We start from the raw sequence: 21,248 nt of genomic DNA on the forward strand, positions 1-21,248 counted from the left end.
CAAGCTTCACCGCACCGGCACCCCGCCGGCGCCATGGAGGATCCGATCATGCTGACATTCTACCACGCCCCCCAGAGTCGCTCGGGCCGCACCATGTGGCTGCTCGAAGAACTGGGCGTGCCTTATGAGACGCGATATGTGCCGATTGTCTATGGCGGCGGCCCGGGTGACGGTGGCGTCGCATCGCGCGCCGCAGGCAATGCCCATCCCGACGGCAAGGTGCCGGCGATCATCGACAATGGCACCCTGGTAACCGAGGGTATCGCGATCGCGATCTATCTCACCGATCTCCATCCTGCAGCCGGGATCGGCGCACCGGCCGGCGTCGCCGATCGCGGTGCTTTCCTGACCTGGCTCGCCTGGAACGCCAGCGAGTTCGAGCCTTTGGTCGCGATGCTCAAATTCGTTCCCAACGCGCTGGAGAATCCACGCACGGCGGACTCGCTCGTCGCCGTGATGCAGCGGATCGACCAGGCGCTGGCCACCGGACCCTATCTGATGGGCGATCGCTTCACTGCGGTCGATGTGATGATCGGCGCGACGATCGGCTGGGGCCGCGAAGTGCTGCCGGAGAATGCCGTGCTCGATGCTTACCTCGCTCGCATCGCCGACCGTCCGGCGCATGCCGCAGCCTGCGCCAAAGATGCGCCGCAGGACGTAGCCGAGGCGGCATGAAGGTCATGGGGCGCCGTGATGGCGGCGCCCCCACTGGCCTTTGCCCGATCGCTTCACTCCGATGACGGTTGACCGTTCTCGCCCCGCCTCGCACTAGTCATGCGGTCACCAGACCCTAGCGAGGCCCCATGTTCCTTTCCCTTGTCGCGCTTGCGGCCGCCACCACGGTTCAGCCCGGCTTCGATTCCGCGATGGCCGCGAAGCTCTGCCTGAAGGATGCGCGCGAAGGCGATCTGAACGAACAGCTGACCTGCATGGAGCGGCAGCTGGAGGGGCGGCGGCGATTTTTCCTGCTGGCCGCGCATCTCGGCGCCGCGGCCGAGCCGGTCAGCCAGAAGTGCCTGGCGAAATGGACCGAGGATCAGCTGGTCGACTGGCAGATGTCCGCGTCCTGCCTTGAGGAAGAGAGCGCCCCGCTGGCCGATGCTGCGCGCCTCCCCGGTACCTTCGATGCCATGGCCGCCGATCGGCTGTGCAAGGTGCAGGAGACCGAAACCACCCCCGGCATCCAGCGCCTGCCCAAGGCGCCAGGAGAATGCATGCAGGATCAGGCGATCGGCTATCGCAGCTTCGCGCTGCTCAAAAAGGCTTATCAGGGCAAGGCGATGGAGGCCGCGCTATCGGTGTGCCGCGCGCGCTGGGAAAGCGACGGGATCCCGGACTGGGCGATGGTCGAATCCTGCGCGCAGGATCAGGTCCGCGCGGTCGAGCGGATGAGCGATTTCAAATAGAGGCGGGCTGGGTTGCCAATCCCGGCTGACCTGTCAACGTCGGGCCCATCCCATTCGGCGACCATGAGGGCCACCGGCTCGCGTGCCGCCGTAACAAGAGCAGATCCGCGATGACTCCTGTCCCCCTTGCCCCACTCGAAACCGGCCAGCGCATCGTCATGCATGTGGCAGCGCTGGTCCCGTCGCTAGCGCTCGCCGCCGGGGGATTGGCGGCGGGCTATGCCGCCCGCACCGAATTCGCCTGGCCCGGTTGGCCCATTGCGCTCACCCTCGGGCTGGTTGCGCTCTGGTCGCTGGTGGTCGCCCCGCGCCGGCGCTGGGCGGCATGGGGCTGGGCGCTGGATGAGAATGAATTGCATGTCGCGCACGGCGTCTGGACCAGAGTCCATACCGTCGTGCCGCTCGGCCGGGTCCAGCATATCGACGTGGCGCAGGGACCGCTCGAACGTGCGCTCGGCGTCGCGCGCCTCGTTCTCCACACCGCCGGCACCGCCCATGCCACCGTCACGCTACCAGGCGTGAGCCGCGCGACCGCCGAAAGCCTGCGCGATACCATCCGCGCCCATATCAAGGCCGAACAATGGTGAGCAACGCCGGCGTGGAAGAAGAACCGCGGCGCCTCCATCCGGCCACCATGCTGGTGGCGATCATCCGGGGTGCGCCCTCGACCTTGCTTGGCCTGCCGGCCGTGCTGGCGGTGACATCGAGCATGAGCCTGATGCTGGTGCTCGGGATCGCCGCCATCGCCTTCATCGGCGCCGCAGCGCTGCGCTGGATCGCGTGGCGCCGCTTCACCTATATGCTGACCGACGACGCGGTGGTCATCGAGAGCGGCGTGCTCGGCCGCAATCGTCGGACCATTCCCTATGAGCGCATCGCCGATGCCGGGATCGAACAAGGCCTGCTGCAACGACTGTTCGGGCTGGCAACCCTGTCGCTAGAGACCGGCGGGTCGGGACAGGACGAGGGCAAGCTCGACAGCGTGTCGGTGGCCGAGGCGGAACGGCTGCGCGCGGTGCTGCGCCGACAACATGCGGCGCCGTCCGGAGCGGAAGCGTCACAGCATCAAGCGGAACATCAGCCGGAGCACCAACCTGACCCCAAGGCCGTGCCCGGATCAGCAGCCGCGGTCCTGTTCGCAATGGACAGCCGGCGCGTGCTGCTTTGGGGTCTGTTCAACTTCTCGCTGGTGTGGATCGCGGTCGGGTTCGGTGCGCTGCAGTTTCTTGGCCCCGCACTCGGCTTCGACGACGAAACGCTGTTGCGGACCCTAGCCGCGCGCACCGGCATGATCGCTTCGCGTTCAAACGGGTCCGTGGCGACCGCCCTTGCGAGCAGCGCGGCGCTGATCCTGATACTCGGCGTGGCGGCCGGCCTGATCCAGACCATGCTGCGGGACCATGGCTTCACCCTGTCGGACGATGGCGGGCGCCTGCGCCGGGTGCGCGGCTTGTTGACACGCAGCGAGGCGGTGATCGCGCTGCCGCGTATCCAGCTTGCCGCGATCGACACGGGGCCGGTTCGTCGCCGGCTCGGCTGGCAGCAGCTGCGCGGCCAGTTGCTCGGCGGCGAGGGCGCGACCGGGCGCCAGGACCTGGCGCCGCTCGCGCGGCCCGACGAAGTCGACCGATTGTTGGCGGCGCTTCGCTTGAGCCGGGTCGATCCGGCTGACATGACTCAGGTATCGCAACGGCATGTATGGCGCGCCGTGCTGCGCAACGTCGCCCTCCCCGCTCTGGTGATCGCAGCGGCGGCACTGTGGAAGGTCGTCGCGCTGTTCGCCCTGCCTCTGCTCCTGCCGCTGCTGGGGATCGCGCTGTTGCGGCGCAGGCATCACCGGTACGCACTCAATGGCGACCTGCTCCAGGTCCAGCGCGGCGTGGTCGGGCGCACCTTATGGGTGGTGCCGATGGCGCGCATCCAGTCGATCTCGCTCAGCCGCGGCTGGATCCAGCGCCGCCTCGGCCTGGCCAGTGTGCGGATCGACACGGCGGGTGCCGGCCTGTTCGACGGCCCCGACATCCATGACCTGAATGCGCGCGATGCGCTCGCGCTGCTGGCCGAACTGACCCGGCGCATTCGCCGGGCGGGCTTGCCGGGCGCTGCTCCGCTTACAGCGTCGCCAGCAGGAAGCGCGTCACCTCGCGATTGAACCGCTCGTGAAAGGCGGCGCGATCGAACCCCGGCGTGGCAGCGCAGATCACGGGAGCCGCAGCGGCGAGCGGCGCCGCACAGGGCGGCAGAAAATCGAAATGGTCAGCACCCGCGACGTCGTGGAATTCCGGCGCGCCAGGCAAGGCGTCACGCACCGGCTCGGCATACCAGGGCGCTGGAAGGACCCGATCGGCCCCGGCCTGCCACAACTGCACGGGCCGGGTCACCCCGACAAGGCCGCGCCGTGTGAAAGTGAAGCCAAGCGCGGGGGCCGCTGCGACAATCGCCTTGATGCGCGTGTCATGAATCCAGCGTGCGCTTTCGGCCCTGGCTGGGTGCGCCGCCATCAACTTGCAGTCGTAGAATGCCGGATGCAGCCGGCAATGCTCGGCCACGCGCGTCAGATCGGGCGTGCCACCCGCTGCGATCAGCACAGTAAAGGCGCCGGCCGAGAAGCCGAACGCGCCGATGCGTTTCGGGTCGATTGCGGCGCGGCCCTCCCAGGTATCGAGCATATAATCGATCAGCACGGAAAGCTGGCGTGAGCGACCGGCCATGTCGGTGGTCCGGCTGCGGTCGCGCCAATTGTCGCCGCCATGGGTCAACGCAGCGACAATGAACCCGGCCCGCGCCAAGGCTTCCGCCATATCGTGATGACTGCGAAAGTCACCGCCAGTGCCGTGCGAAATAACCACCAGCGGACGCAGCCGCGCCGATAGGTCGCGTGGTGCCCAGATACCGGCCTCGATTGCGGGCGCGGTACCATCGGGCAGGACGTAGCGGGCGAAGGAGATCGTATCGGACGCCGCTGCTACCGGCGGCGGAGCCTGAGGCGTTCGAGCCGATACGGCGTCGGGCGTCGGGGACGCGGACAACATGGCAAGTGCGACGATCAGGGGCGGGATGGGCATCGGGGGATTTTCTCCGGAGTGACGGGACTGGCGGGTGGTGACCCCGCGCCCGCCCGTCGGCCAGCGCGTCTGCGCGAACCGGCGAACGGGTTCGCGATCGGGCGAACGGTCGCTGGCCTCCGCTTCTGTTGCCATCTTCCGGCTGTGCATCATCGCGTCCCGGTCTAGAGTCCGGTGATGGACTCGGCGGGCACATGGCAAAAGAGCTGGCACAAGGTAGCGACGGGCGTTGCCGTATCGACCCTGCTGGGCGTGGCGCTGGGCGCGATCGGGCCGTTCGGCAGCTATTTCAACGCCATCCTGCCGGTCCGAATCGCTTATTGGGTCGCCTGTCTGTGGATCGGCTGGCTGGCGTTCGGCATCGGCGTGCCGTTCCTGTCGGCCTGGGCCGGTCGCCGCGCCCTCCCTGTCTGGCTATGGGCGCCGCCCGCCATCGCCATCCTTGCCGTCCTGCCCGCCATGGCCAGCCGGATACTCGCCCTCCGGCTCTGGCCGATGATCGCGCGCGTAAGCTGGTTGGAATGGTATGGCCAGTGCCTGCTGCTCAGCGCGCTGGTCACCCTCGGCATGCTGTGGCGGACGCGGCCCCTGGAACGCGGCGCGATACCCGGCACACCCCCCGATATCGAACCCGATCCGGCCTCGGCCGATCCGCGCGATCGCCTGCCCGCGCATCTGGGCCGTGACATAAGGTGCCTGCAGATGGAGGACCATTATGTCCGGGTACACACCGCGCATGGCTCGGCACTGGTGCTGATGTCGCTCTCCCAGGCGATCACCGGGTTGAAGGATGTCGAGGGCGTGCAGACGCACCGGTCATGGTGGGTCGCGCGATCGGCCATCACCGGCATGGTCGAGGACGGGCGGAACCTGCGGCTCAGACTGGACGGCGGCCTGGAGGCGCCGGTGTCGCGCGCGCGGGTCGGCCTGTTGCGCGACGCCGGCTGGCTTGCGTCCGCCGCCGTCTGACCATGGCCCCCCGCGATCCCATGCGGGTGCCGCTGGCGCCACTGCATCGCCGCGGATATGATCCTCCCCGGGGCAATCGGGTTGCGGGGAAGGATCGTCATGGACGGATCGCACAGAGTGCGGACATCGCTGTGCGATCAATAGGCTTGAGCCTCGCCATGCCCCGCGCGATCGGCAAGCGCATCACCAGTCCCCGCTTCTCCGATCCGGCACTGGCATTCCATTGGCCGGCCGCCATCGCCTTTGCCGCCCTCTGCTTCGCGGTCAGCTATCCGGGACGGCTCAACCAGGACTCGCTCTACGCGGTCATCACGATGACCGCGCGCGGCGAGCTCGGCAACTGGCACTCGCCGACGCTCGGCTGGCTGTGGAGCCTGCCCGGCGGGCTGCTCGGGCAACCGGCCGGCGCGCTGCTGGTCCAGTCGCTGCTGCTCGGCCTCTTCGCCGGCTTCCTGCCGCGCGTACCGCCCACGCCCCGGGGCCGGCTGACGCTCGCGCTCGAGCTGCTGCTGCGCGTGGTGCTGGCGGGGAGCTTCGGCTCGATCGGCAAGGATGTCGCCACCCTCGGCGCGCTGCTGATCCTCGTCCAGCTACTTCGCCATGCCTTGCATACCCGGCTCAGCTATGTGCCTGCCGCCGCACTCGCGATACTGGTCATGCTCGTACTGCTGATCAAATCGCCCAACTTCCTGACCTTCGTGCTCGGTATTGCTCTGCTGCTGCCCTTTTTCCTGCACTCGTTCAGACTCTATGCCACCATCGTCACGACGACCCTGCTGCTTGGAGCACTCGCCGTGCCGCTGAACCGCGCGGTCGATGCCCATCTGTTCGGCGCGAAGGACATGCATCCCGACAAACAGCTGGTGATCTTCGACCTTGCGGCGATCTCGCTGCGCACTGGGGCGAACGCCTTCGCCAAGGTACCCGGCTGGCCGACGGCGCAGCTGCCGCCGGTCGCAAGCTGCTTCCTGCCCAATATGTGGGATCCGTTCGCGCCCTGGGGACCCTGTTCCGGCTATTCCGCCGCCTATGATCGGCTCGACGCGCCGCTCAAGCGCCGCTGGGCGCTTGAAATCCTCACCCACCCGCTCGCCTATGCCGGGCACCGGCTGAGCTATGCGGGATATCTGGTGCGCTCGCAGGACCATGCGAGCTGGGGCATCGCCGGCGACGCGGTCAATGATGCGGCCTCGGCAACGGCATTGGCGGAACGGCGCGAGATGATGGCGCGGCTCCATGCCAACCGCCCGGTCCAGCTCTGGCGGGCGGGCCCCGCGACCGCAGCGTTCCAATGGCTGGAGGTGCATCTGCTGCGCTATCCGAAAATACAATCGGTCGCGCTGGTCGGTTCACTGGCGATATTGCTGTTCGGCTGGCTGCGGAGGCGCACGGACGTCAGGCTCGGCGCGCTACTCCCGGCGGCGATCGGCCTGGGCAATTTCGGCATGCTGCTGGTGTTCGGCGTCGCGGATCCGGCACGCTATCTGCTGCCGACGGTGTGCCTGTTCTATGTCGCGCTGCTTGCGCAGCTTGCGCCGGGATATGAGCGGAAGGGAGTGTGATCATGTTCAATGCGCTGCTTGTCCTGATCACGACCGCCCAAGCTGCACCGGTGCCGCAACCAGCCCCGCCGGCACCGGAGATATACACCAATCTGGTCAGTCGAGAGAATTATCGCCGACGGCTGCTCCACGACTGCATGTCGCCGTCGGGCGCAACGCTCGTCGCGGACGACTGGGTGCGCGATCGATGGCTCAACTCCCCCGATGCCCAGCGCCGCCGGGCAATGCAGCGCGAACTCGCTGATGGCGCCGCGACCGAACCACTCGACCTGGCGCGGCTCGAGCGGGCAATCACGGAAGAGGCGCGGGAGGATGCCCGGCGGGCCACCGCACGCGCCGAGCGGAAGATCGCACTCCTCCGCAGCCTCTCGCTCGCCGACCAGGCGATCCTCGCGCGCCGATTCGGCTATGTGCCAAAGAAACCGGGGCCGTCTTGCGAATTGCCGACCGGCGCCGACGCGGTCGACCGAGATCCGCCCAAGGATACCGCACACTGATTTCCTGTGATCCCGGGCGCCAATGGCGGTTTACTTAGCCGCCGGACTCGTCTGCTATTGCCGGACAGGAAACAGGGAGCGTGCGGGATGACGACGGGGTTGCGGAACGGAACATGGCGGCGCGTGCGCCTGGCGGCGCTGCTCATGCTGGCCAGCACCGGTGCCTGGCCAGTGGCCGCCGCCGATCCGCCGCCCTTCGCCATGAACGAGGAAGTGCGTACCGAGGTGCGCGCGATGCGCGGGATCGCGCTGGCGCCCGACGGCCGCAGCGTGCTCGCCGCGATCACCGAGACCACCGCGAACGGCGGCTTGCCGCATCTCTGGCTGCTTGCGCCCGGCGCAGCGCCGCGCCAGCTGACCTTCCGCACCGGCGAACGCGGCGAAAGCGAGGGGCGCTTCCTGCCCGATGGATCGATCTTGTTCCTGGCGACACGCGACGGTGCCCGCGCGCTCTACCGCTTGCCGACCGCCGGCGGCGAGCCCGACCAGTTTAAGCTCGGCAAGGCCGGCACGGCCCTGACCGCGCGCTGGAACGGCGCGGCAATGAAGGACGCGCTGCCCGTCTCCGGCTATGCCGTATCGCCCGATGGCCGCACCATTGCGCTATGGGCCGAGGATCCGGAAACGGCGGAAGTGAAGGCGCGGCGCGAGCGCAAGGATGATGGCTATGCCCATGACATTCCCGACCACCGCACGCATCTCTATCTGGTCGACACCGCGACCGGTGCGGCGCGCGCGGTGCCGGTCGGTGGCGTGTTCAGCACGGTCGACTGGTCGTTCGACGGCGCCGATCTGGTCGTCGCGACCGATCCTGATTCCGACGAGACCGGGCCGGATGCACGCTTCTGGCGGATCGATCCGGCCACGCTGGCGGTGTCGCCGATCGATGTGCCGCGTACCGCAAAGGGCGTTGCCTTCCTCCCCGGCCGGAACCGGCTGGTCTATACCGATCAATGCGCCGACGATGCCCCCCCGCGTTGCAACGACCTGATCGTGAAGGACCTGGGGAACGGACAGGTGAAGAACCTGACCCGCGGGTTCGATGGCGAAATTCCCGGAGACTATGAGATATTGCCCGACGGCGACCTGCTGATGGCGATCGGCGTACACACGCGCACCCGGCTGGCCCGCATGTCGACTCGCACGGGCGCGGTGAGCTGGATCGAAACCGGCCAGCCGGTCGCCTTCGCCCCCGCCACCAATGCGCGCCAGAGTGGCTGGGCATTCCTCACCGCCGGGCCGACTCAGCCGACCACGGCGATGCTGCTGCCCCGCCTCAATGCGAAACCGGTCGCGCTGGCCGCGCCCGCCCTGGTCCCGGCGCGCTGGCCCAAAGTGCCGTCGCACCTGATCAGCTGGCAGAATGAAGGGCTGACGATCGAAGGCTTGCTCTATCTGCCCACGATCGCGCCAGGCAAGAAAGCGCCGCTGGTGGTCAGCATCCATGGCGGCCCGGCCGGTCGTTTCCAGGACGGCTATGACAATCTCGTCCAGATGCTGGTCGCCGAAGGCTGGGCGGTGTTCCAGCCCAATATCCGCGGCAGCACCGGCTATGGTGCAAAATTCACCGCGGCGAACAAGAATGATATGGGCGGAGCCGATTACCGCGACGTGATGACCGGCGTGGATGCGGTGCTCAAAAGCCATCCGCTCGACGCCAGTCGCATGGCGCTGATCGGCTATAGCTATGGCGGGGAAATGGCCGGCTTCGTCGTCGGCAAGACCGACCGGTTCAAGGCGATCGTCTCGGGCGCGCCGGTGATCAACCAGTTCAGCGAATATGGCACGGAGGACGGCAGCTTCTACGACCGCTGGTATTACGGCAAGCCGTGGATCAACTTCGCCGATGCGTGGCGCCAGAGCCCGTTATCGACCGTCGCCACCGCCAAGACGCCGTTCCTGCTGCTGCAGGGCGACAAGGACGTCACCGACCCGCTCGGCCAGTCGCTCGAAATGTACCGCGCGCTGAAACAGACCCATGTGCCGGTCGCTCTGGTCGTCTATCCGCGCGAAGGCCATGGCGAGACCGGCGGCAATTTCCGCGCGATGGTCAGCCAGGAGCCATGGCACGGCGTCGATCTGCGCCGCCGTATGTTCGGTTTCCTGCGCGCCGCCTTTGCCGGGGAACCTGACCCGCTCGCGGCGGCGCGCAAGGATGTACCATGAGGCGGGTAAGGCATCCGGGCCTATCGGCATCGGCCTGAGTTGCGATCGGGCGGCGCTTCAGCACAACGGGATCAAACATCAGAGCGATTTCGTGCTGAGTTGCCCACCCCCCTTCCGTTCGCTCCGAGCTTGTCGAAGGCTGCTCTTCTCTCTCCGACGCAGGACAAGAAGGACGGTGCTTCGACAAGCTCAGCATGTACGGGGAAGGTGTTTCCGGCCAAGCCGATGGCGCACCAAGCATCGGTGCGGCCTGCTGGCTGTTCCTGGCTGTTATTTCGGGAAATGAATTTTACTGGCTGTTAAATTGGATTTTCCGGCCAGAATATGTAGCTATTTTAGTATCTTGCAGGGGTCTGGCTGTTCCCGAATAACAGCCAGGTAACAGCCAGCATAACAGCGAACGGAACAGTCAGGAACAGCGAGCACGCTGGCTGTTCGGGCCGGAACAGTCAGCAGCAAAAAGTCTTCCAGTCATGAGAAAGAGCGCGGGCGAAAAGCCCGAAGGCTTCGCGCCCGCGACCGCTCTCCCACGATCATTCGTCAGGTTGAATCGACGGTCAAAGTCATGCCGCACCCTGGCCGTCATTTGTCCCGGATGTGCGGGGTCGGCCTATTCCGTGCCCGGCTTCCAGTCATTGTCGACCATCTTCCAGCCCGACTCGCTGTCCTTCTTGTCGGCCATATGGGCCTTTGCGTCGGCAGCGCTGGCGCTCGCCCAGCAGATCGCCTGTCCGCTGATCCCCGGCACTGTCTTGGTCAGATATTTGGAATAGGCATCCGCGGTCGCCTTGTCGCTCGGTCCCTGATAAATCGAGGAGAAATGGATCTGCTCCTTGTCGTAATCCTTCAGGGTGCAATAGGCGAAGGCGCCGGTGCCACTCGCCTGTGCCGGTAACGCCACGCCGGCACCCATCGCTATTGCCAAACCGGCCACGGCCATGATCCTGATCATCGCATTCTCTCCCATCCGTCGATCTTTCGACTCCGGGTGATTTTACTCTCTTGAGGATGGCACTCAAGAGGCGGTGGCACCGATCCGACCGTATCATGTTCCCAACCCCCGCTCGATGACCGCGCTCGATTCAACCCGGTCGATTCTGCGCCCACACCAGCATTGCGGAACGTCGCTATCGGGATCCAGCACGATCAGGCTGGCCATCAGATCAAGGATTTGCCATGCCCAATCCATTCGAAGACATGCCGGCCATCCCCGTCCGGAACATAATACCAGCCGCTGAACCAGTCATCGAGCCAGTCGCCGGGACCGATGACGATCCGACCCCCAAGCTAGGCGATGCCATGATTGGCGCGGATATCGGCCCAGGCACGGACGAGCGCACCGCATCCGACCCGGGCGTGGCCCGCCGCCGCCTGACGATGCAAATTTATACGCGGATGATGACCGATCTGACCGTGCTGACCGGCGGTACGCGCTTGCCGACCGATGAGGAAATCGACGACGCACTGAATCGCGCGGCACGGGCGCACGGACTCCGCAGTCGAGCCTCGGCACGGCGTCAAGTAGCACCGCAGCTCCCGGTCAGTGACCCCCTTCCGCAAGGCGACGCCATTCCCGCCAGTGTTTTTTGGGCGGGCCTCACCAATATGGCGTCCCTTGCCCAACCGACAGGGAATGATCTTGCGCCAGACCATCAGATCACGTCGCCCGGCTTGCGGCTTGATGAAGCGATGCTGCGATCGATCGACGACGCGGCGGCGATCGAGAATGACGACACCGGCACCGAAGCAACCAGCCCGGCACAGGGCGGGGCAGCCCGTAATCCCCGCGATCTGGTGTCACCTGGCCCCAACGGCAGCGGCGATATCGCCACGGCCTTTCTCCGTCGCGCCGAAAATCCGGACGCACCCGACTGGCTAGAGAATCATATCAGCGAATTCTCCCTTGAACCAACAGTGGAGAATTTCACCAATTCCGGAGATTTCGACCGTATCGCGGCGGTCAGGGACCAGGCGCGTGCCTATGCCCAAGCCGACCAGACTCGCACCAATACGCGGCAGTTCGCCGATCGCCTGACCCAATGGCTCGACGAGCGGGGCTATGGGCCCGACATCGTGATCACCGCCAACCCGCGCCGCAACACAGTCGTCACCGATTCGGATGCGGCATTGGGCGCTCTGTCATCGCACTACGAAACCGGTGGGCGTGGGCCGGGCACCATTTCGACAGGTCAAGGTGATGCCGGCGGTATATCTTATGGCAGTTATCAGCTTTCGACCAATAAGGGCATGGCAAAGAAATTCGTCGAAAGCCGCGAAGCGAAGGCCTGGGCAGAGAAATTTCGGGGACTGACGCCGGGCACGCCGGCTTTCAGCAAACGCTGGCGAGAGATCGCAGTGCGCGACCGCGACACCTTTCAGGCGGCACAGCACGCTTTCATCCTCAAGACTCATTACAGCCCCGTCGTCGCGGCAATCCGCGCGAAAAAGAAAGACGGCCTCAACTTCAATTCGCGCAGCCAGGCAGTTCGCAATGCGGTGTGGTCGGCCGCGGTGCAGCATGGCGGCGCAGTGAGATTTCTGAATCGCGCCGTGAACGCCACCGATGCGGCATTTTTGCGCACCGATCCGGGTTACGACGCAGCGTTGATCGACAATATCTATGATGCGCGAATTGCCTATGTAACGGCGGAACGTAACAGGCAGGCTAACGTAGCAAACCTAGAACGCCGCCCTGACAAAAAGAACAAGCTGCAGGGCCAGGTGAAACAACTCACCGATGTCATCAAGAATCGCTATCCGAGCGAACGCGCGGCGGCGCAGCAGATGCTCCGCGACGAACGACGCCGTGCGGCGCGGGTGCCGTGAGGTTGCGACACTTTCCCCATTAAGATGTTGCCATAATGTTCCAATCCCCATAGGCTGCAACTGGTACATGTTTGCCAGCCATGGGGTGGGACCAATGTTGCTTCTGACGTTACTTCTCGCCGCCGAGGCCCACTATTCCAGCCCTTATGATGCCATCGGCAAAGCTTTCGACAGATGTGTTGACGCGGCAGCCGAAAGTCCTGATTTCGATGCGGACTATGCCCAGTGCAGCAAAGCCGAGTTGAAAGCGCGCGACGCGGCGCTCAGCCGCCGATATGCGATCGTCATGAAACGGTCCTCGCCTGCCCAGCGCGAGAGGCTGCGCGCATCGGAACGTCTGTGGATCCAAGAACGCGATCAGAACTGCCAGGCCGAAGCGAATGCTTTCCGGGCCGAAGCAAATGCTTTGAAACCGGGCGCGTGGGACCATATGTTTCGGACATGCTTGACCCGTTACACGTGGAAACGCACCGAATGGCTAGAGACCCAATAAAGCCTTTTTGACGATCAGACCAAGGCGAGAAACCAGATCACCAGATCGTGCCCGCCTATCGCTGCGTCCATACCGGGCAATGAGGATGAGGGTGCCGAATCAGGCGCATATCCTTCACCCGTTGCCCAGATCACGATATAATCCCCCCTCTTCACTCCCACCGCGCTGCCGCCCATAACGCTCGGGATCCAGCCACCCCGGCACCGCCCGCGGCTGCACCGGCTCCGCAAAGGTACACGCCAGCGCATCGCCATCATCGGGCGACGCCAGCCCGCGCGCCTTCATATGGTCCTTCTTTTCCAGCATCACCGCCTGCTCCGCGTCGAAGCCATATTCCGGGCCGGTCAGGTCGTCCTCCAGGCCCTGGTGGTCGGGGATGCAGCCGCTTTCCAGCCAGTGGCGCATATTGGTCCACATCTCGGCGCGTTTGTTGGCGACGCGGATGCGGGTGCCGCCGGATCCGCCGGCGTTCCAGTTCGCCTCGCGCACGCGGGTGCTGCCGAACCAGACCTCGCTGACCAGGATATCGGGCAGCAATTGCCGCAGCCGATCGATCACCGCCGCGCCGATATTGCCGGCATCGACAAAGATCGCATCGGGTTTCCACCGGCCCGCCTCGACCGCGATGTCGCCGGCAAGCGTCATGCTGTCCATATGATGCCAGCGCTTCCACGGCCGCGAGCGCGCATCGCGGCCGCAACGGATCGCGAGCGTCGAATGATCGTCGCCGAAGCGCGCGCAATCGACCCCGAAGATCACCGGATCGGTGCCCAGCGCCGGGGCGGGCTCACGCGTGCGCGCGGCGCTTACCACCGCGCGCTCGATGAACTGCATCGACGAGGCGCTGGGGAATTGCCCGAGCACGCGCACCCGCACCAGGTCGCTGTCCAGGCCATAGGTCGCGACCAGTTCGCCGAGATAGGCCTTGTTGGTGCCCTCTACCGTGCGGCTGTCGATCTGCGCGGTATTCCACAGATCGCGCTGCTTGCCGAACAGGCCACGAAAGGTGCCGGTGCTCTGTGTCGGGTTGCCGAAGGCCAGAAAGATGATCTCGGTGTCCGCATCGGTCAGCGCGCCCAACGCGACTTCCCACACCTTCGCGTTGATGCCGCTTGCCTCGTCGAAGACCAGTACGATGCGCTTGCCCATGTTGTGCAGCCCGGCGAACGCCTCGGTATTGCTGGTCGACCAGGTGACCAGGTCGGCGCGCCATGACCGTTCATGCCCCTTCCTGGTCGAGGACAGCGCAGTCGCGGTGGCGGTGAACCAGTCCGAGGTGATCGACAGATTGGCCCATTTGGCAATCTCCGGCCCGGTCTTGGTAAGCAGCTGGCTCTCCGTATTGGCGGTCAGGATGATGCGCGTGTCCACGCATGTGTCGAGCGCCCATTTGACCACCATCGCGATCAGCGCGGACTTGCCGATGCCATGGCCGGAGGCGCGCGCGATGCGGCATGGCCGGTGGCGTGTCGCGGAACCGGTCAGATGCTCACCGATCGCCTCCAGCACCTCCCGCTGCCATTTTCGCGGGCCGCTGACGCCGCTCAGCACGCCCTGGCCCCAGGGATAGACGAGTTCCGCATGGCCGAGCGGGCTATGGGTCAGCCGAGCCATTTCGCGGATCAGGTCACGTTCCCCATCGATCATGGCTCGCGCCCCTGCAGCACGCGCTGCCGCGCGGCGGCGAGGAGCGTGGCGAGATCATCCTCCTCACCGTCCGGCTCGTCCAGAAATTGCCCGGGGCGCCCCCAGGCGCGGTCGAGGATCGCAGTGGCGGCGGACACTTTAGCGGCATCGGACGATTCGGTCCTGTCGATGATCGCGGTCAGCGCTCCCAGCGCCTTTTCGGTGTGACCGATCGCGATGTCGGCGATGGTCCGGCCATCGGCGGTGGTACGGCGCGAACGCGCGCGTTTGCTGGTCATATATGCCTCTTGAAAGAAGTGGGACGGTGGAAATGGCGCGCCGGATTCACCCGGCCCCGCCCGCAGCCGCAGCGACCCGCTGCTGCCACCCTCTCCACACCAGCTCGGCAATGAAATCGTCGATCCGCACGCCCTCGCGGTGGGCGGCGCGGATGATCTCCACCGCCAGGTCGGGCTGACGCTGGCGCACCTGCTGGATGCCGAGCGCCGGGACCGATTTGGGGCGCGACAGGGTACGCCAATGCGGGGTCTTGTTGGACACGGGTGCGGTGGCCTTTCCGGTTGAGACAACGAACATGCGGCGGGAGCGCTGATAGCGTTCGACCCAGATCAGCCCGCGCCGCTCGAGCCGGTGCACGATATCGACCGTGGTGCTGACCGAATTGCAGCCGCACGCCGCCTGCAATTCGTCGGCGGTCGGCGCGAGCCGCTCCGCCTCGGCCGCCGCGATGATCGTCGCGAAGACGCGGCGTTCCCACAAAGAGAGAGGAGCGTTCATGATGCGGCTCCCGACGGGGTGGGTTTCAAGCCATTCGTCCGCCGCGCACCCGTCATGCGGCGCAATTGTGCGGGGCTGTAATGCGCCGCCAACCGCGCGCTCTCGATTGAAACGCCGGCCGCGGCCGCGGTGCGCGCGAACAGTTGCTCGATCGCGCGACGAAGCTGCCGGCACGACAGCGCGGCGGCGCAGCGCAGCGCCTGCGCCCGCACGGCCTCGGCCTCTTCCTCGCCGGAGAACGGCGCCGCGCCGCGCGTCGCGGCCGATTCACTGCTGCGGGAAACGACCCTAGGGCGGACGGACCGGTCGGCGTCGCCGTCCGGGGGCGACATGATGGTGTGATTCATCGTGATTCGACTCCAATATTCCCCTTTTGTTCTCTTATTTCCTTTCCTACATTGCAAGAACAGTATAGGAAATTTCCTATGGAGGCGCGATTGCAGACATTCGCTCAACAGACACCCCGGCCCGCCGCGATCATCGCGGGAGCCCTTCTTCACGCCGTCCCGCAGGTCGCCCCCCGACCGGTCCCCTGCCCCGATCCCTACCCCGACGCGCACGCGCCAGCGCACCATTGGGCGGCGGCCCCGCGCATCACTGCGATGTTCGCGATGCTGCGGGATCTGAATGCGCTCCACGATCGCATCGCCACGCATTGCCATAGCGACCCGGCGGCCGGGCTGGACGGCGTGCGCGGCGAAATCGGCACGGTCACCGGCGTGTACGAGAATGATTTCAGCGGACCGATGCGCACCGTCTGGACAGTCCGGGCCAATGGCGGCGCCGCGGCATCGCTGTGGGAGCTGCTCACCGAACAACGCGACGCCTGGATCGACGCGCAACTGGTGGCCGAAGGATTTGCGCCATGGAGCTGGTCGGACGAGAAACATGACCGCCGCGACGCGCTGGCCGAGGATGCCGGGACGGTGGCAATGGCATGGCGCGACTATTGCGGCGAGCAGGACTGACCCGGCGGCGGGACACGTCCGGGCCGCGAGGCGTTCTCCCTCCCGAAAGCACGCACCCTGTATCGGGGCTTCGCGTCAGGAACGAGCGATGGAACTGACCGAACACCGCGATCTGCGCGGCGGCCGACCCTGCTGGATCGCCGCCGACGATAATACCACCACACCGGATTCCCTTCCCGATGGGGAGGCGGAGATCGCGATCATTGGTGCGGGCGTGATGGGAGCGATGCTTGCCGACCGGCTCACGGCGGCAGGGCGGCAAGTGGTGCTGCTCGACCGTCGGCCACCAGCACATGGCAGCACGGCCGCCTCGACCGCATTGGTGATGTGGGGGGCGGATGTGCCGCTGACTCATCTCGCCGCGCGGATCGGCGAAGAGGAGGCGGCGCGGCGCTGGACGCGAGTCTTCGCCACGGTGCGGCGGCTCGCCGAGCATATCGACGCGAGCGGCATCGAGTGCGGACGGATCGACCGGCCCGAACTCTATCTCGCCGGCACCCTGCTCGATGATGCCGCGCTCGCCGCGGAAGGTGAGATGCGCCGCCGCGCCGGCCTGCCCTCCACCTGGCTCGACGCTGACGCGGTCGCCGCGCGATTCGGGATCGCCCCGCGCGCGGCTTTGTTGTCGGAAGGCTGTTTCGAGGTCGACCCGGTACGCCTGACGCTCGGCCTGCTCGGTCTCGCGCGCCGCGCCGGGGCGCGGGCCTGTTTCCCCGTCGATGTGATACGGATCGAGCCCGGCGACGATGCGCTGGCGCTGCACCTTGCCGATGGCCGGTCGCTGCGCGCGCGCGACGTGATCATCGCCTCGGGCTATGAACGCGCGACCTGGTTCCTCCCCGACGCGTTCACGATCGGCGCCAGCTATGCCATCGCCACCGCGCCGGGCACCGCGCCGCTGTGGCGCGACAATGCGATGATCTGGGAAGCCTCTTCGCCCTATCTCTATACCCGCGCGACGGCGGACGGCCGGATCATCGCCGGCGGCGAAGATGAGGATTTCGCCGATGCCCGGCAGCGCGACGCGCGGATCGGCACGAAGAGCGGCACGATCGCGGCAAAGCTCGCGACGATGATCGACGTCGCCGACATATCGGTCGATTGCGCCTGGGCGGCGGCATTCGGCGCCTCGCCCGACGGCCTGCCGGCAATCGGCCGCGCGGCGCATCACGATCGGCTATGGCTCGCCGCCGGGTTCGGCGGCAACGGCGTCAGCTTCGCAAGCCTCGGCACCGAGCTGATCGTCGCCGCACTGTCCGGCACGCCCGATCCCGACGCTGCGTGTTTCGACCCCTATCGCTTCGGCTGATCGCATCGCGGCCAGTCCGCACCGCGAACCGGTCGATAGATCCGCCGACTCGTGCGCGGCGACCGGAACGGCCATGCGTGCCGTGCAATGATGCGCTATCTCAGGCCATCCGGCGCGACACCGTCCGGCCGTCGATAAGGGAAGAAGACGATATGACATTGTGGCGCAGCGCTTCGCGGCTCGTCGCGGCATTCGCTGCACTGCTCCTGTCCGGCTGCTGGTCGGGGCCCGCATGGTTCACCGCGTCGGATGGCGTGGCGGCGATTCCCGATGGCCGCTACCGCCTCGTCGAACCGGGCGGCCCGCCAGACAGCGGCGACATGCTGACTCTTACCCGCCAGGCCGACAACAGCGTGCGCATCACCGGCCCCGATGTCCCATGGCGCGCGATCTTCGTGCCGATCGATGCCGCGCAACCGGACCGCTTCCTGGTGCAATTGCAGGAAGCTTCCGCCGGTCCGGCCGCCAATGCCGGCTTCATCCTGCTCGACACGCGCAGCGGCACCTGGCGCGTTTCCTCTCCGCGTTGCGCCGGCGATGCGAAGGATGCGGCGGAACGCAGCGGCGGCCATGTCACCCGCGATCCGCAAACGGGCGCGAGCTGCTTCTTCGCCGACCGCGCGACCCTGCTCGAACAGGTGCGCGGCGCGGTAAAAGAAGAAGGCGGGTTCGACCTCGAACTGGTCAGGGCCGATCGCTAGGATCGGGCGACAAGCACCTCAGGATTCCCGCACAACACGGCGCTCGCCGGCATGTCCTTCCAACTGGTCGTTGAGAAACGCCTTGTCGCGCTTCGATCGTATATGGGGCATGGCGCGAATGATGGCGTCTTCGGTATCGTGGGCCCATAACCGGTGTTGCGCGCTCGATCGCACCATCTCGACGATCAGACGTCCCCCTTCGTCAGGGCTGCCATCTTCGATTAGGCACAAACCGAGGTGAAGCCCACTCCAGATGATGCCGCGCGCATCGCCCGCCTCCTTCAGCCCCGCGAACGCATGCCGGGCGTTGCTGAGAGCCGCCGCGCGATTGCCCTTGGCGGTCTCGACCAGGCTAATCTGCATCGACAGAATGCCCTGTGCCAAGACACTGGCCCGGCCTAGCGGGAGGCGCAGCAACGTACCGAGCGCTTGCTCCGCGCCGCCGATATCGCTCAACCCCAGGCAAAGCCGCAGCTTCACGCCAAGGATCTGGCGATGCGTGACATCGTCTGGCGCCGGGGCAGAGAGGATCGCATCGAGCGGCTTGAGCGCCCCGAGGGCCGCATCGAATTGCCCGGTTTCGAGATAAACCTCCGCCAGCAATCGCCACATCGACACGACCGGCCGCGTCATCGCGTCAGTAATCGGCGACAGCGCACGCTCCAGTTCACGCCGCGCTTCGTCGCGGTGTCCACAGGCCAGCAGGCTGTGTGCGAAATGATAGGCAAACCAGTCGTCCGCATGCCCCGGCGCATGCGCCAGCGGGGTCATCACACGAATCAGCAGTTGATGTTCGCCCAGCAGTTTCGCGTCCTTGGCCATTTCGCTAAGCATCTGCCTGGCCGGGGCGAAATCCCCCGCCATGCCGAAATACCGGCTGGCAGCGATCAGGTTTTGTATCCTGATGCGATGGCCGGCGAACGAGCCCTGCGCTTTCGGAACGACGGCAAAATGACGCGCAATGCCGCGCCGAATTTGCAACCGCTGAAGCTGATCGAGATCCATCTCGCACCGCGCGGCAAGAATCCGATGCACGCTCCATCGGGTCGCACCGTGTTTTCGCAACAGATGCCGGCGCGTCAGTGCGGCCAGGCTGGTTTCGTGCCGATCGCAACGCAGCGTCCGCGCAACCGCAGTTGAAAGGCTCTTGCCGAATGGGCCTTCGATCAGACTCAAGCCCTCCAGCAAGCGGCGGTCCTCCGGCGAAATGAACGATAATAGTTCTGCCAGCCAGCGTTCGATCCGCTCGCTGCGTAGCGCATCGCCGCCCAGCAGCCGGTCGGGCGTATGGCCCAGATCGAGCAGCGTCGCGAACAGCGTGATGGCCAGCGGCAATCCCCCAGTGATGCGGATCAGTTCAGTCAGGCGGCGCGGATCGAGCTTCATTCCGGCCCGACTGCCAATCAGCCCGCCAGCCGCCGACGCGTCGAATCCGAGCGGAACATATCGCATCACGTCCACGTCGAACCTGGGCGATTCGACATAGATCTGACTGATCGTGACAATCAGCGAAGGCATTTTGGATGCCAGCGCAGCGCGCACAAGGTAGCCGAACGAATCCGGATCCACGCGCTGATAATCATCAATCACCAGGATGAATTCATGACGCTCGAGATGCGCGACGAGCGAGCGCGCCTTGGCGGACACCGACATCGCTGGATCGATCACCAGCCCCATGGCAAGGACCAGGCCGTCCAGCGTAACGCCGTCGGGCGGGTCATACCAGAATGTCTTCCGTCCGCGCAGTGGCGCGGGAATATCCTTCAACACGCCCGCAACCAGATAAGTCTTGCCCGAACCACTCAACCCTTCGACCGAGACGATGCCGTGCTGGGTCAGGAGTCGCGACAAAGCCTGCTGATCGCGATCCAGACGGACATGGTCGGCGAATACCGGCGGCTGGAAGATTTCCGGGCTGGGCTCCAGAACCGCGCGTGCGACGGTCGCCGCGCTACCATCATCGGCGCGTACGGCGGGCGGCGCGAGCAGTGAGGGTCCGGGCGAGATGCCGCCTTGAGCATCCTGCACGAAGACACTGGCCGGCAATCCGCTCGCCACGCGCCGGGACCAGGATCGCAACAGCGCCGGATTCTCACCGCGCAGGCCGAGAATGACGAACACCCCGGCGTCCAATCGCGATTCGACGAAGCTGGGCAGTTCGCCGATCAGTGCATCGACTCCATCGACGACGATGATCAGCTTGTCGCCGTCAGGCGGCGGCCGAAGCAGCGCATGAAGCTCTTGCGACATCGCATCCAGGTCTTCAACCGGAAAGGATGCCGGCTGATCGCAAAGGCTTTCCACCTGCGCCATCAGATGGCCGATGGCCGCCACTGGGGAGAGAGTGCGATCGAAATCCGATGCCGCGAAATGCCGTGCCACAGCATCGCCGCGCTCCTTGCGGCGCGCGATCCAGGCAGCGATCGCTCCCGCTCTCACCTCGGGTTCGGCGCCATAAACGACCGACAGGCCGAAGGGCCGATCATCGACGAACGCATCAAGACCGGCAGACAGCGTAACGGATTCCCGCACCCGGCTCGACAGGCCGATAATGTCACGCACTTGGCTGCTGGTCTGCGTCCAGCGCGGCCGGGCGAGGAATTCGGACGTGAGTTGACGTCCAAGCAGCGCGATAAAACGGCCCGAAAACCAGGCATTCAGTAACCGCTCGGTGGCATCGACTAGGTCCTGCTTCAGCACCGCTTGCTGACTTAGCCGCTCGATCTGGCTCGAAATAGCATCGAACCGCGTCAGCAGCCCCTCCTCCACGCTGGAGATGGCACCCAATATCGCCTCGAGCTTGCGCTCCGCCTCTGCCTTGTTTCCCAATACGGTAGCGAAGCGATCTAGAAACACCGCCGT

At 65.9% G+C, this 21,248-nt stretch carries 20 protein-coding genes; 13 read left to right on the top strand and 7 right to left on the bottom strand.

All coding sequences use genetic code 11. The annotated features are described in order from the left end of the window. Window positions 1–48 precede the first annotated feature (48 nt). The 4 genes from H3Z74_RS16655 to H3Z74_RS16670 all read left to right on the top strand — a co-directional run bounded on the left by H3Z74_RS16655 (window position 49) and on the right by H3Z74_RS16670 (window position 3,558). Window positions 49–675: a glutathione S-transferase family protein gene (locus H3Z74_RS16655; protein WP_187760696.1), complete on the top strand. Its 627-nt coding sequence runs from the start codon at window positions 49–51 to the stop codon at window positions 673–675. Between the two features lie 128 nt (window positions 676–803). Next, window positions 804–1,406 carry a hypothetical protein gene (locus tag H3Z74_RS16660; RefSeq protein ID WP_187760697.1) on the top strand — a complete coding sequence of 201 codons (603 nt, stop codon included), beginning with the start codon at window positions 804–806 and terminating at the stop codon, window positions 1,404–1,406. 110 nt (window positions 1,407–1,516) lie between these two features. Beyond that, the gene (locus tag H3Z74_RS16665; protein ID WP_187760698.1) at window positions 1,517–1,993 is read left to right on the top strand and encodes a PH domain-containing protein; all 477 of its coding nucleotides are present in this window, start codon (window positions 1,517–1,519) and stop codon (window positions 1,991–1,993) included. Further along, a complete protein-coding gene (locus tag H3Z74_RS16670; RefSeq protein WP_187760699.1) occupies window positions 1,987–3,558 on the top strand; it encodes a PH domain-containing protein in 1,572 nt (523 codons plus the stop codon). The genes H3Z74_RS16665 and H3Z74_RS16670 overlap by 7 nt, the downstream gene beginning before the upstream one ends. Here the strand turns inward: H3Z74_RS16670 and H3Z74_RS16675 are convergent. Beyond that, a complete protein-coding gene (locus tag H3Z74_RS16675) occupies window positions 3,518–4,471 on the bottom strand; it encodes an alpha/beta hydrolase family protein (RefSeq protein ID WP_187760700.1) in 954 nt (317 codons plus the stop codon). The genes H3Z74_RS16670 and H3Z74_RS16675 overlap by 41 nt on opposite strands. A 177-nt stretch (window positions 4,472–4,648) precedes the next feature. Between H3Z74_RS16675 and H3Z74_RS16680 the strand changes: the two genes are divergently transcribed. From H3Z74_RS16680 to H3Z74_RS16695, 4 genes are all read left to right on the top strand, one after another. Beyond that, window positions 4,649–5,440, top strand: coding sequence for a LytTR family DNA-binding domain-containing protein (locus tag H3Z74_RS16680; RefSeq protein ID WP_187760701.1), 792 nt, complete (start codon window positions 4,649–4,651; stop codon window positions 5,438–5,440). A gap of 158 nt (window positions 5,441–5,598) precedes the next feature. Then, window positions 5,599–7,002 carry a hypothetical protein gene (locus H3Z74_RS16685; RefSeq protein WP_187760702.1) on the top strand — a complete coding sequence of 468 codons (1,404 nt, stop codon included), beginning with the start codon at window positions 5,599–5,601 and terminating at the stop codon, window positions 7,000–7,002. 2 nt (window positions 7,003–7,004) lie between these two features. Then, complete coding sequence (locus tag H3Z74_RS16690; RefSeq protein ID WP_187760703.1) at window positions 7,005–7,499, top strand: hypothetical protein; 495 nt, start codon at window positions 7,005–7,007, stop codon at window positions 7,497–7,499. Window positions 7,500–7,586: 87 nt separating this feature from the next. After that, window positions 7,587–9,665 (top strand): alpha/beta hydrolase family protein, encoded by a 2,079-nt coding sequence (locus H3Z74_RS16695; protein ID WP_187760704.1) that lies wholly within the window; start codon window positions 7,587–7,589, stop codon window positions 9,663–9,665. A 610-nt stretch (window positions 9,666–10,275) separates the two neighbouring features. On the opposite strand, the gene H3Z74_RS16700 is transcribed toward H3Z74_RS16695, so the two are convergent. Further along, window positions 10,276–10,617: a hypothetical protein gene (locus H3Z74_RS16700; protein WP_187760705.1), complete on the bottom strand. Its 342-nt coding sequence runs from the start codon at window positions 10,615–10,617 to the stop codon at window positions 10,276–10,278. A gap of 245 nt (window positions 10,618–10,862) precedes the next feature. On the opposite strand from H3Z74_RS16700, the gene H3Z74_RS16705 reads away from it, so the two are divergent. After that, window positions 10,863–12,491 carry a VgrG-related protein gene (locus H3Z74_RS16705; RefSeq protein WP_229726635.1) on the top strand — a complete coding sequence of 543 codons (1,629 nt, stop codon included), beginning with the start codon at window positions 10,863–10,865 and terminating at the stop codon, window positions 12,489–12,491. Window positions 12,492–12,585: 94 nt separating this feature from the next. Further along, window positions 12,586–12,984: a lysozyme inhibitor LprI family protein gene (locus H3Z74_RS16710; RefSeq protein WP_187760707.1), complete on the top strand. Its 399-nt coding sequence runs from the start codon at window positions 12,586–12,588 to the stop codon at window positions 12,982–12,984. A gap of 114 nt (window positions 12,985–13,098) precedes the next feature. Here H3Z74_RS16710 and H3Z74_RS16715 read toward each other — a convergent pair whose 3' ends face one another. Genes H3Z74_RS16715 through H3Z74_RS16730 form a run of 4 tightly spaced genes read right to left on the bottom strand, consistent with a single transcriptional unit; the run spans window position 13,099 to window position 15,755 of the window. Beyond that, window positions 13,099–14,631 (bottom strand): terminase, encoded by a 1,533-nt coding sequence (locus H3Z74_RS16715; RefSeq protein WP_187760708.1) that lies wholly within the window; start codon window positions 14,629–14,631, stop codon window positions 13,099–13,101. Continuing rightward, the gene (locus tag H3Z74_RS16720; protein WP_187760709.1) at window positions 14,628–14,909 is read right to left on the bottom strand and encodes a hypothetical protein; all 282 of its coding nucleotides are present in this window, start codon (window positions 14,907–14,909) and stop codon (window positions 14,628–14,630) included. The genes H3Z74_RS16715 and H3Z74_RS16720 overlap by 4 nt, the downstream gene beginning before the upstream one ends. A 46-nt stretch (window positions 14,910–14,955) precedes the next feature. Then, window positions 14,956–15,408 carry a hypothetical protein gene (locus H3Z74_RS16725; protein ID WP_187760710.1) on the bottom strand — a complete coding sequence of 151 codons (453 nt, stop codon included), beginning with the start codon at window positions 15,406–15,408 and terminating at the stop codon, window positions 14,956–14,958. Next, complete coding sequence (locus H3Z74_RS16730) at window positions 15,405–15,755, bottom strand: hypothetical protein (RefSeq protein ID WP_187760711.1); 351 nt, start codon at window positions 15,753–15,755, stop codon at window positions 15,405–15,407. Before H3Z74_RS16730 ends, H3Z74_RS16725 begins: the two co-directional genes overlap by 4 nt. A 264-nt stretch (window positions 15,756–16,019) precedes the next feature. Here H3Z74_RS16730 and H3Z74_RS16735 point away from each other — a divergent pair, with 264 nt between their 5' ends. From H3Z74_RS16735 to H3Z74_RS16745, 3 genes are all read left to right on the top strand, one after another. Further along, entirely contained in the window at window positions 16,020–16,376 is a 357-nt protein-coding gene (locus H3Z74_RS16735; protein WP_187760712.1) for a hypothetical protein, read from the top strand. 88 nt (window positions 16,377–16,464) lie between these two features. Then, the gene (locus tag H3Z74_RS16740) at window positions 16,465–17,685 is read left to right on the top strand and encodes an NAD(P)/FAD-dependent oxidoreductase (protein ID WP_187760713.1); all 1,221 of its coding nucleotides are present in this window, start codon (window positions 16,465–16,467) and stop codon (window positions 17,683–17,685) included. A gap of 152 nt (window positions 17,686–17,837) precedes the next feature. Then, window positions 17,838–18,386 carry a hypothetical protein gene (locus H3Z74_RS16745; protein ID WP_187760714.1) on the top strand — a complete coding sequence of 183 codons (549 nt, stop codon included), beginning with the start codon at window positions 17,838–17,840 and terminating at the stop codon, window positions 18,384–18,386. Between the two features lie 18 nt (window positions 18,387–18,404). Here the strand turns inward: H3Z74_RS16745 and H3Z74_RS16750 are convergent, their stop codons facing one another. After that, window positions 18,405–21,215, bottom strand: coding sequence for an ATP-binding protein (locus H3Z74_RS16750; RefSeq protein ID WP_187760715.1), 2,811 nt, complete (start codon window positions 21,213–21,215; stop codon window positions 18,405–18,407). Window positions 21,216–21,248 lie beyond the last annotated feature (33 nt).

This window comes from Sphingomonas alpina (assembly GCF_014490665.1).
Taxonomy (GTDB): Bacteria; Pseudomonadota; Alphaproteobacteria; order Sphingomonadales; family Sphingomonadaceae; genus Sphingomonas; species Sphingomonas alpina.

Bases quoted from the DNA above. Each gene is read 5' to 3' on its own strand.
- H3Z74_RS16660 (WP_187760697.1), top strand. From the start codon at position 804: ATGTTCCTTTCCCTTGTCGCGCTTGCGGCCGCCACCACGGTTCAGCCC.
- H3Z74_RS16720 (WP_187760709.1), bottom strand. From the start codon at position 14,909: ATGACCAGCAAACGCGCGCGTTCGCGCCGTACCACCGCCGATGGCCGG.
- H3Z74_RS16730 (WP_187760711.1), bottom strand. From the start codon at position 15,755: ATGAATCACACCATCATGTCGCCCCCGGACGGCGACGCCGACCGGTCC.
- H3Z74_RS16670 (WP_187760699.1), top strand. From the start codon at position 1,987: ATGGTGAGCAACGCCGGCGTGGAAGAAGAACCGCGGCGCCTCCATCCG.
- H3Z74_RS16690 (WP_187760703.1), top strand. From the start codon at position 7,005: ATGTTCAATGCGCTGCTTGTCCTGATCACGACCGCCCAAGCTGCACCG.
- H3Z74_RS16725 (WP_187760710.1), bottom strand. From the start codon at position 15,408: ATGAACGCTCCTCTCTCTTTGTGGGAACGCCGCGTCTTCGCGACGATC.
- H3Z74_RS16695 (WP_187760704.1), top strand. From the start codon at position 7,587: ATGACGACGGGGTTGCGGAACGGAACATGGCGGCGCGTGCGCCTGGCG.
- H3Z74_RS16655 (WP_187760696.1), top strand. From the start codon at position 49: ATGCTGACATTCTACCACGCCCCCCAGAGTCGCTCGGGCCGCACCATG.
- H3Z74_RS16745 (WP_187760714.1), top strand. From the start codon at position 17,838: ATGACATTGTGGCGCAGCGCTTCGCGGCTCGTCGCGGCATTCGCTGCA.
- H3Z74_RS16700 (WP_187760705.1), bottom strand. From the start codon at position 10,617: ATGATCAGGATCATGGCCGTGGCCGGTTTGGCAATAGCGATGGGTGCC.
- H3Z74_RS16740 (WP_187760713.1), top strand. From the start codon at position 16,465: ATGGAACTGACCGAACACCGCGATCTGCGCGGCGGCCGACCCTGCTGG.
- H3Z74_RS16665 (WP_187760698.1), top strand. From the start codon at position 1,517: ATGACTCCTGTCCCCCTTGCCCCACTCGAAACCGGCCAGCGCATCGTC.
- H3Z74_RS16715 (WP_187760708.1), bottom strand. From the start codon at position 14,631: ATGATCGATGGGGAACGTGACCTGATCCGCGAAATGGCTCGGCTGACC.
- H3Z74_RS16685 (WP_187760702.1), top strand. From the start codon at position 5,599: ATGCCCCGCGCGATCGGCAAGCGCATCACCAGTCCCCGCTTCTCCGAT.
- H3Z74_RS16735 (WP_187760712.1), top strand. From the start codon at position 16,020: ATGCTGCGGGATCTGAATGCGCTCCACGATCGCATCGCCACGCATTGC.
- H3Z74_RS16710 (WP_187760707.1), top strand. From the start codon at position 12,586: ATGTTGCTTCTGACGTTACTTCTCGCCGCCGAGGCCCACTATTCCAGC.
- H3Z74_RS16675 (WP_187760700.1), bottom strand. From the start codon at position 4,471: ATGCCCATCCCGCCCCTGATCGTCGCACTTGCCATGTTGTCCGCGTCC.
- H3Z74_RS16680 (WP_187760701.1), top strand. From the start codon at position 4,649: ATGGACTCGGCGGGCACATGGCAAAAGAGCTGGCACAAGGTAGCGACG.
- H3Z74_RS16705 (WP_229726635.1), top strand. From the start codon at position 10,863: ATGCCGGCCATCCCCGTCCGGAACATAATACCAGCCGCTGAACCAGTC.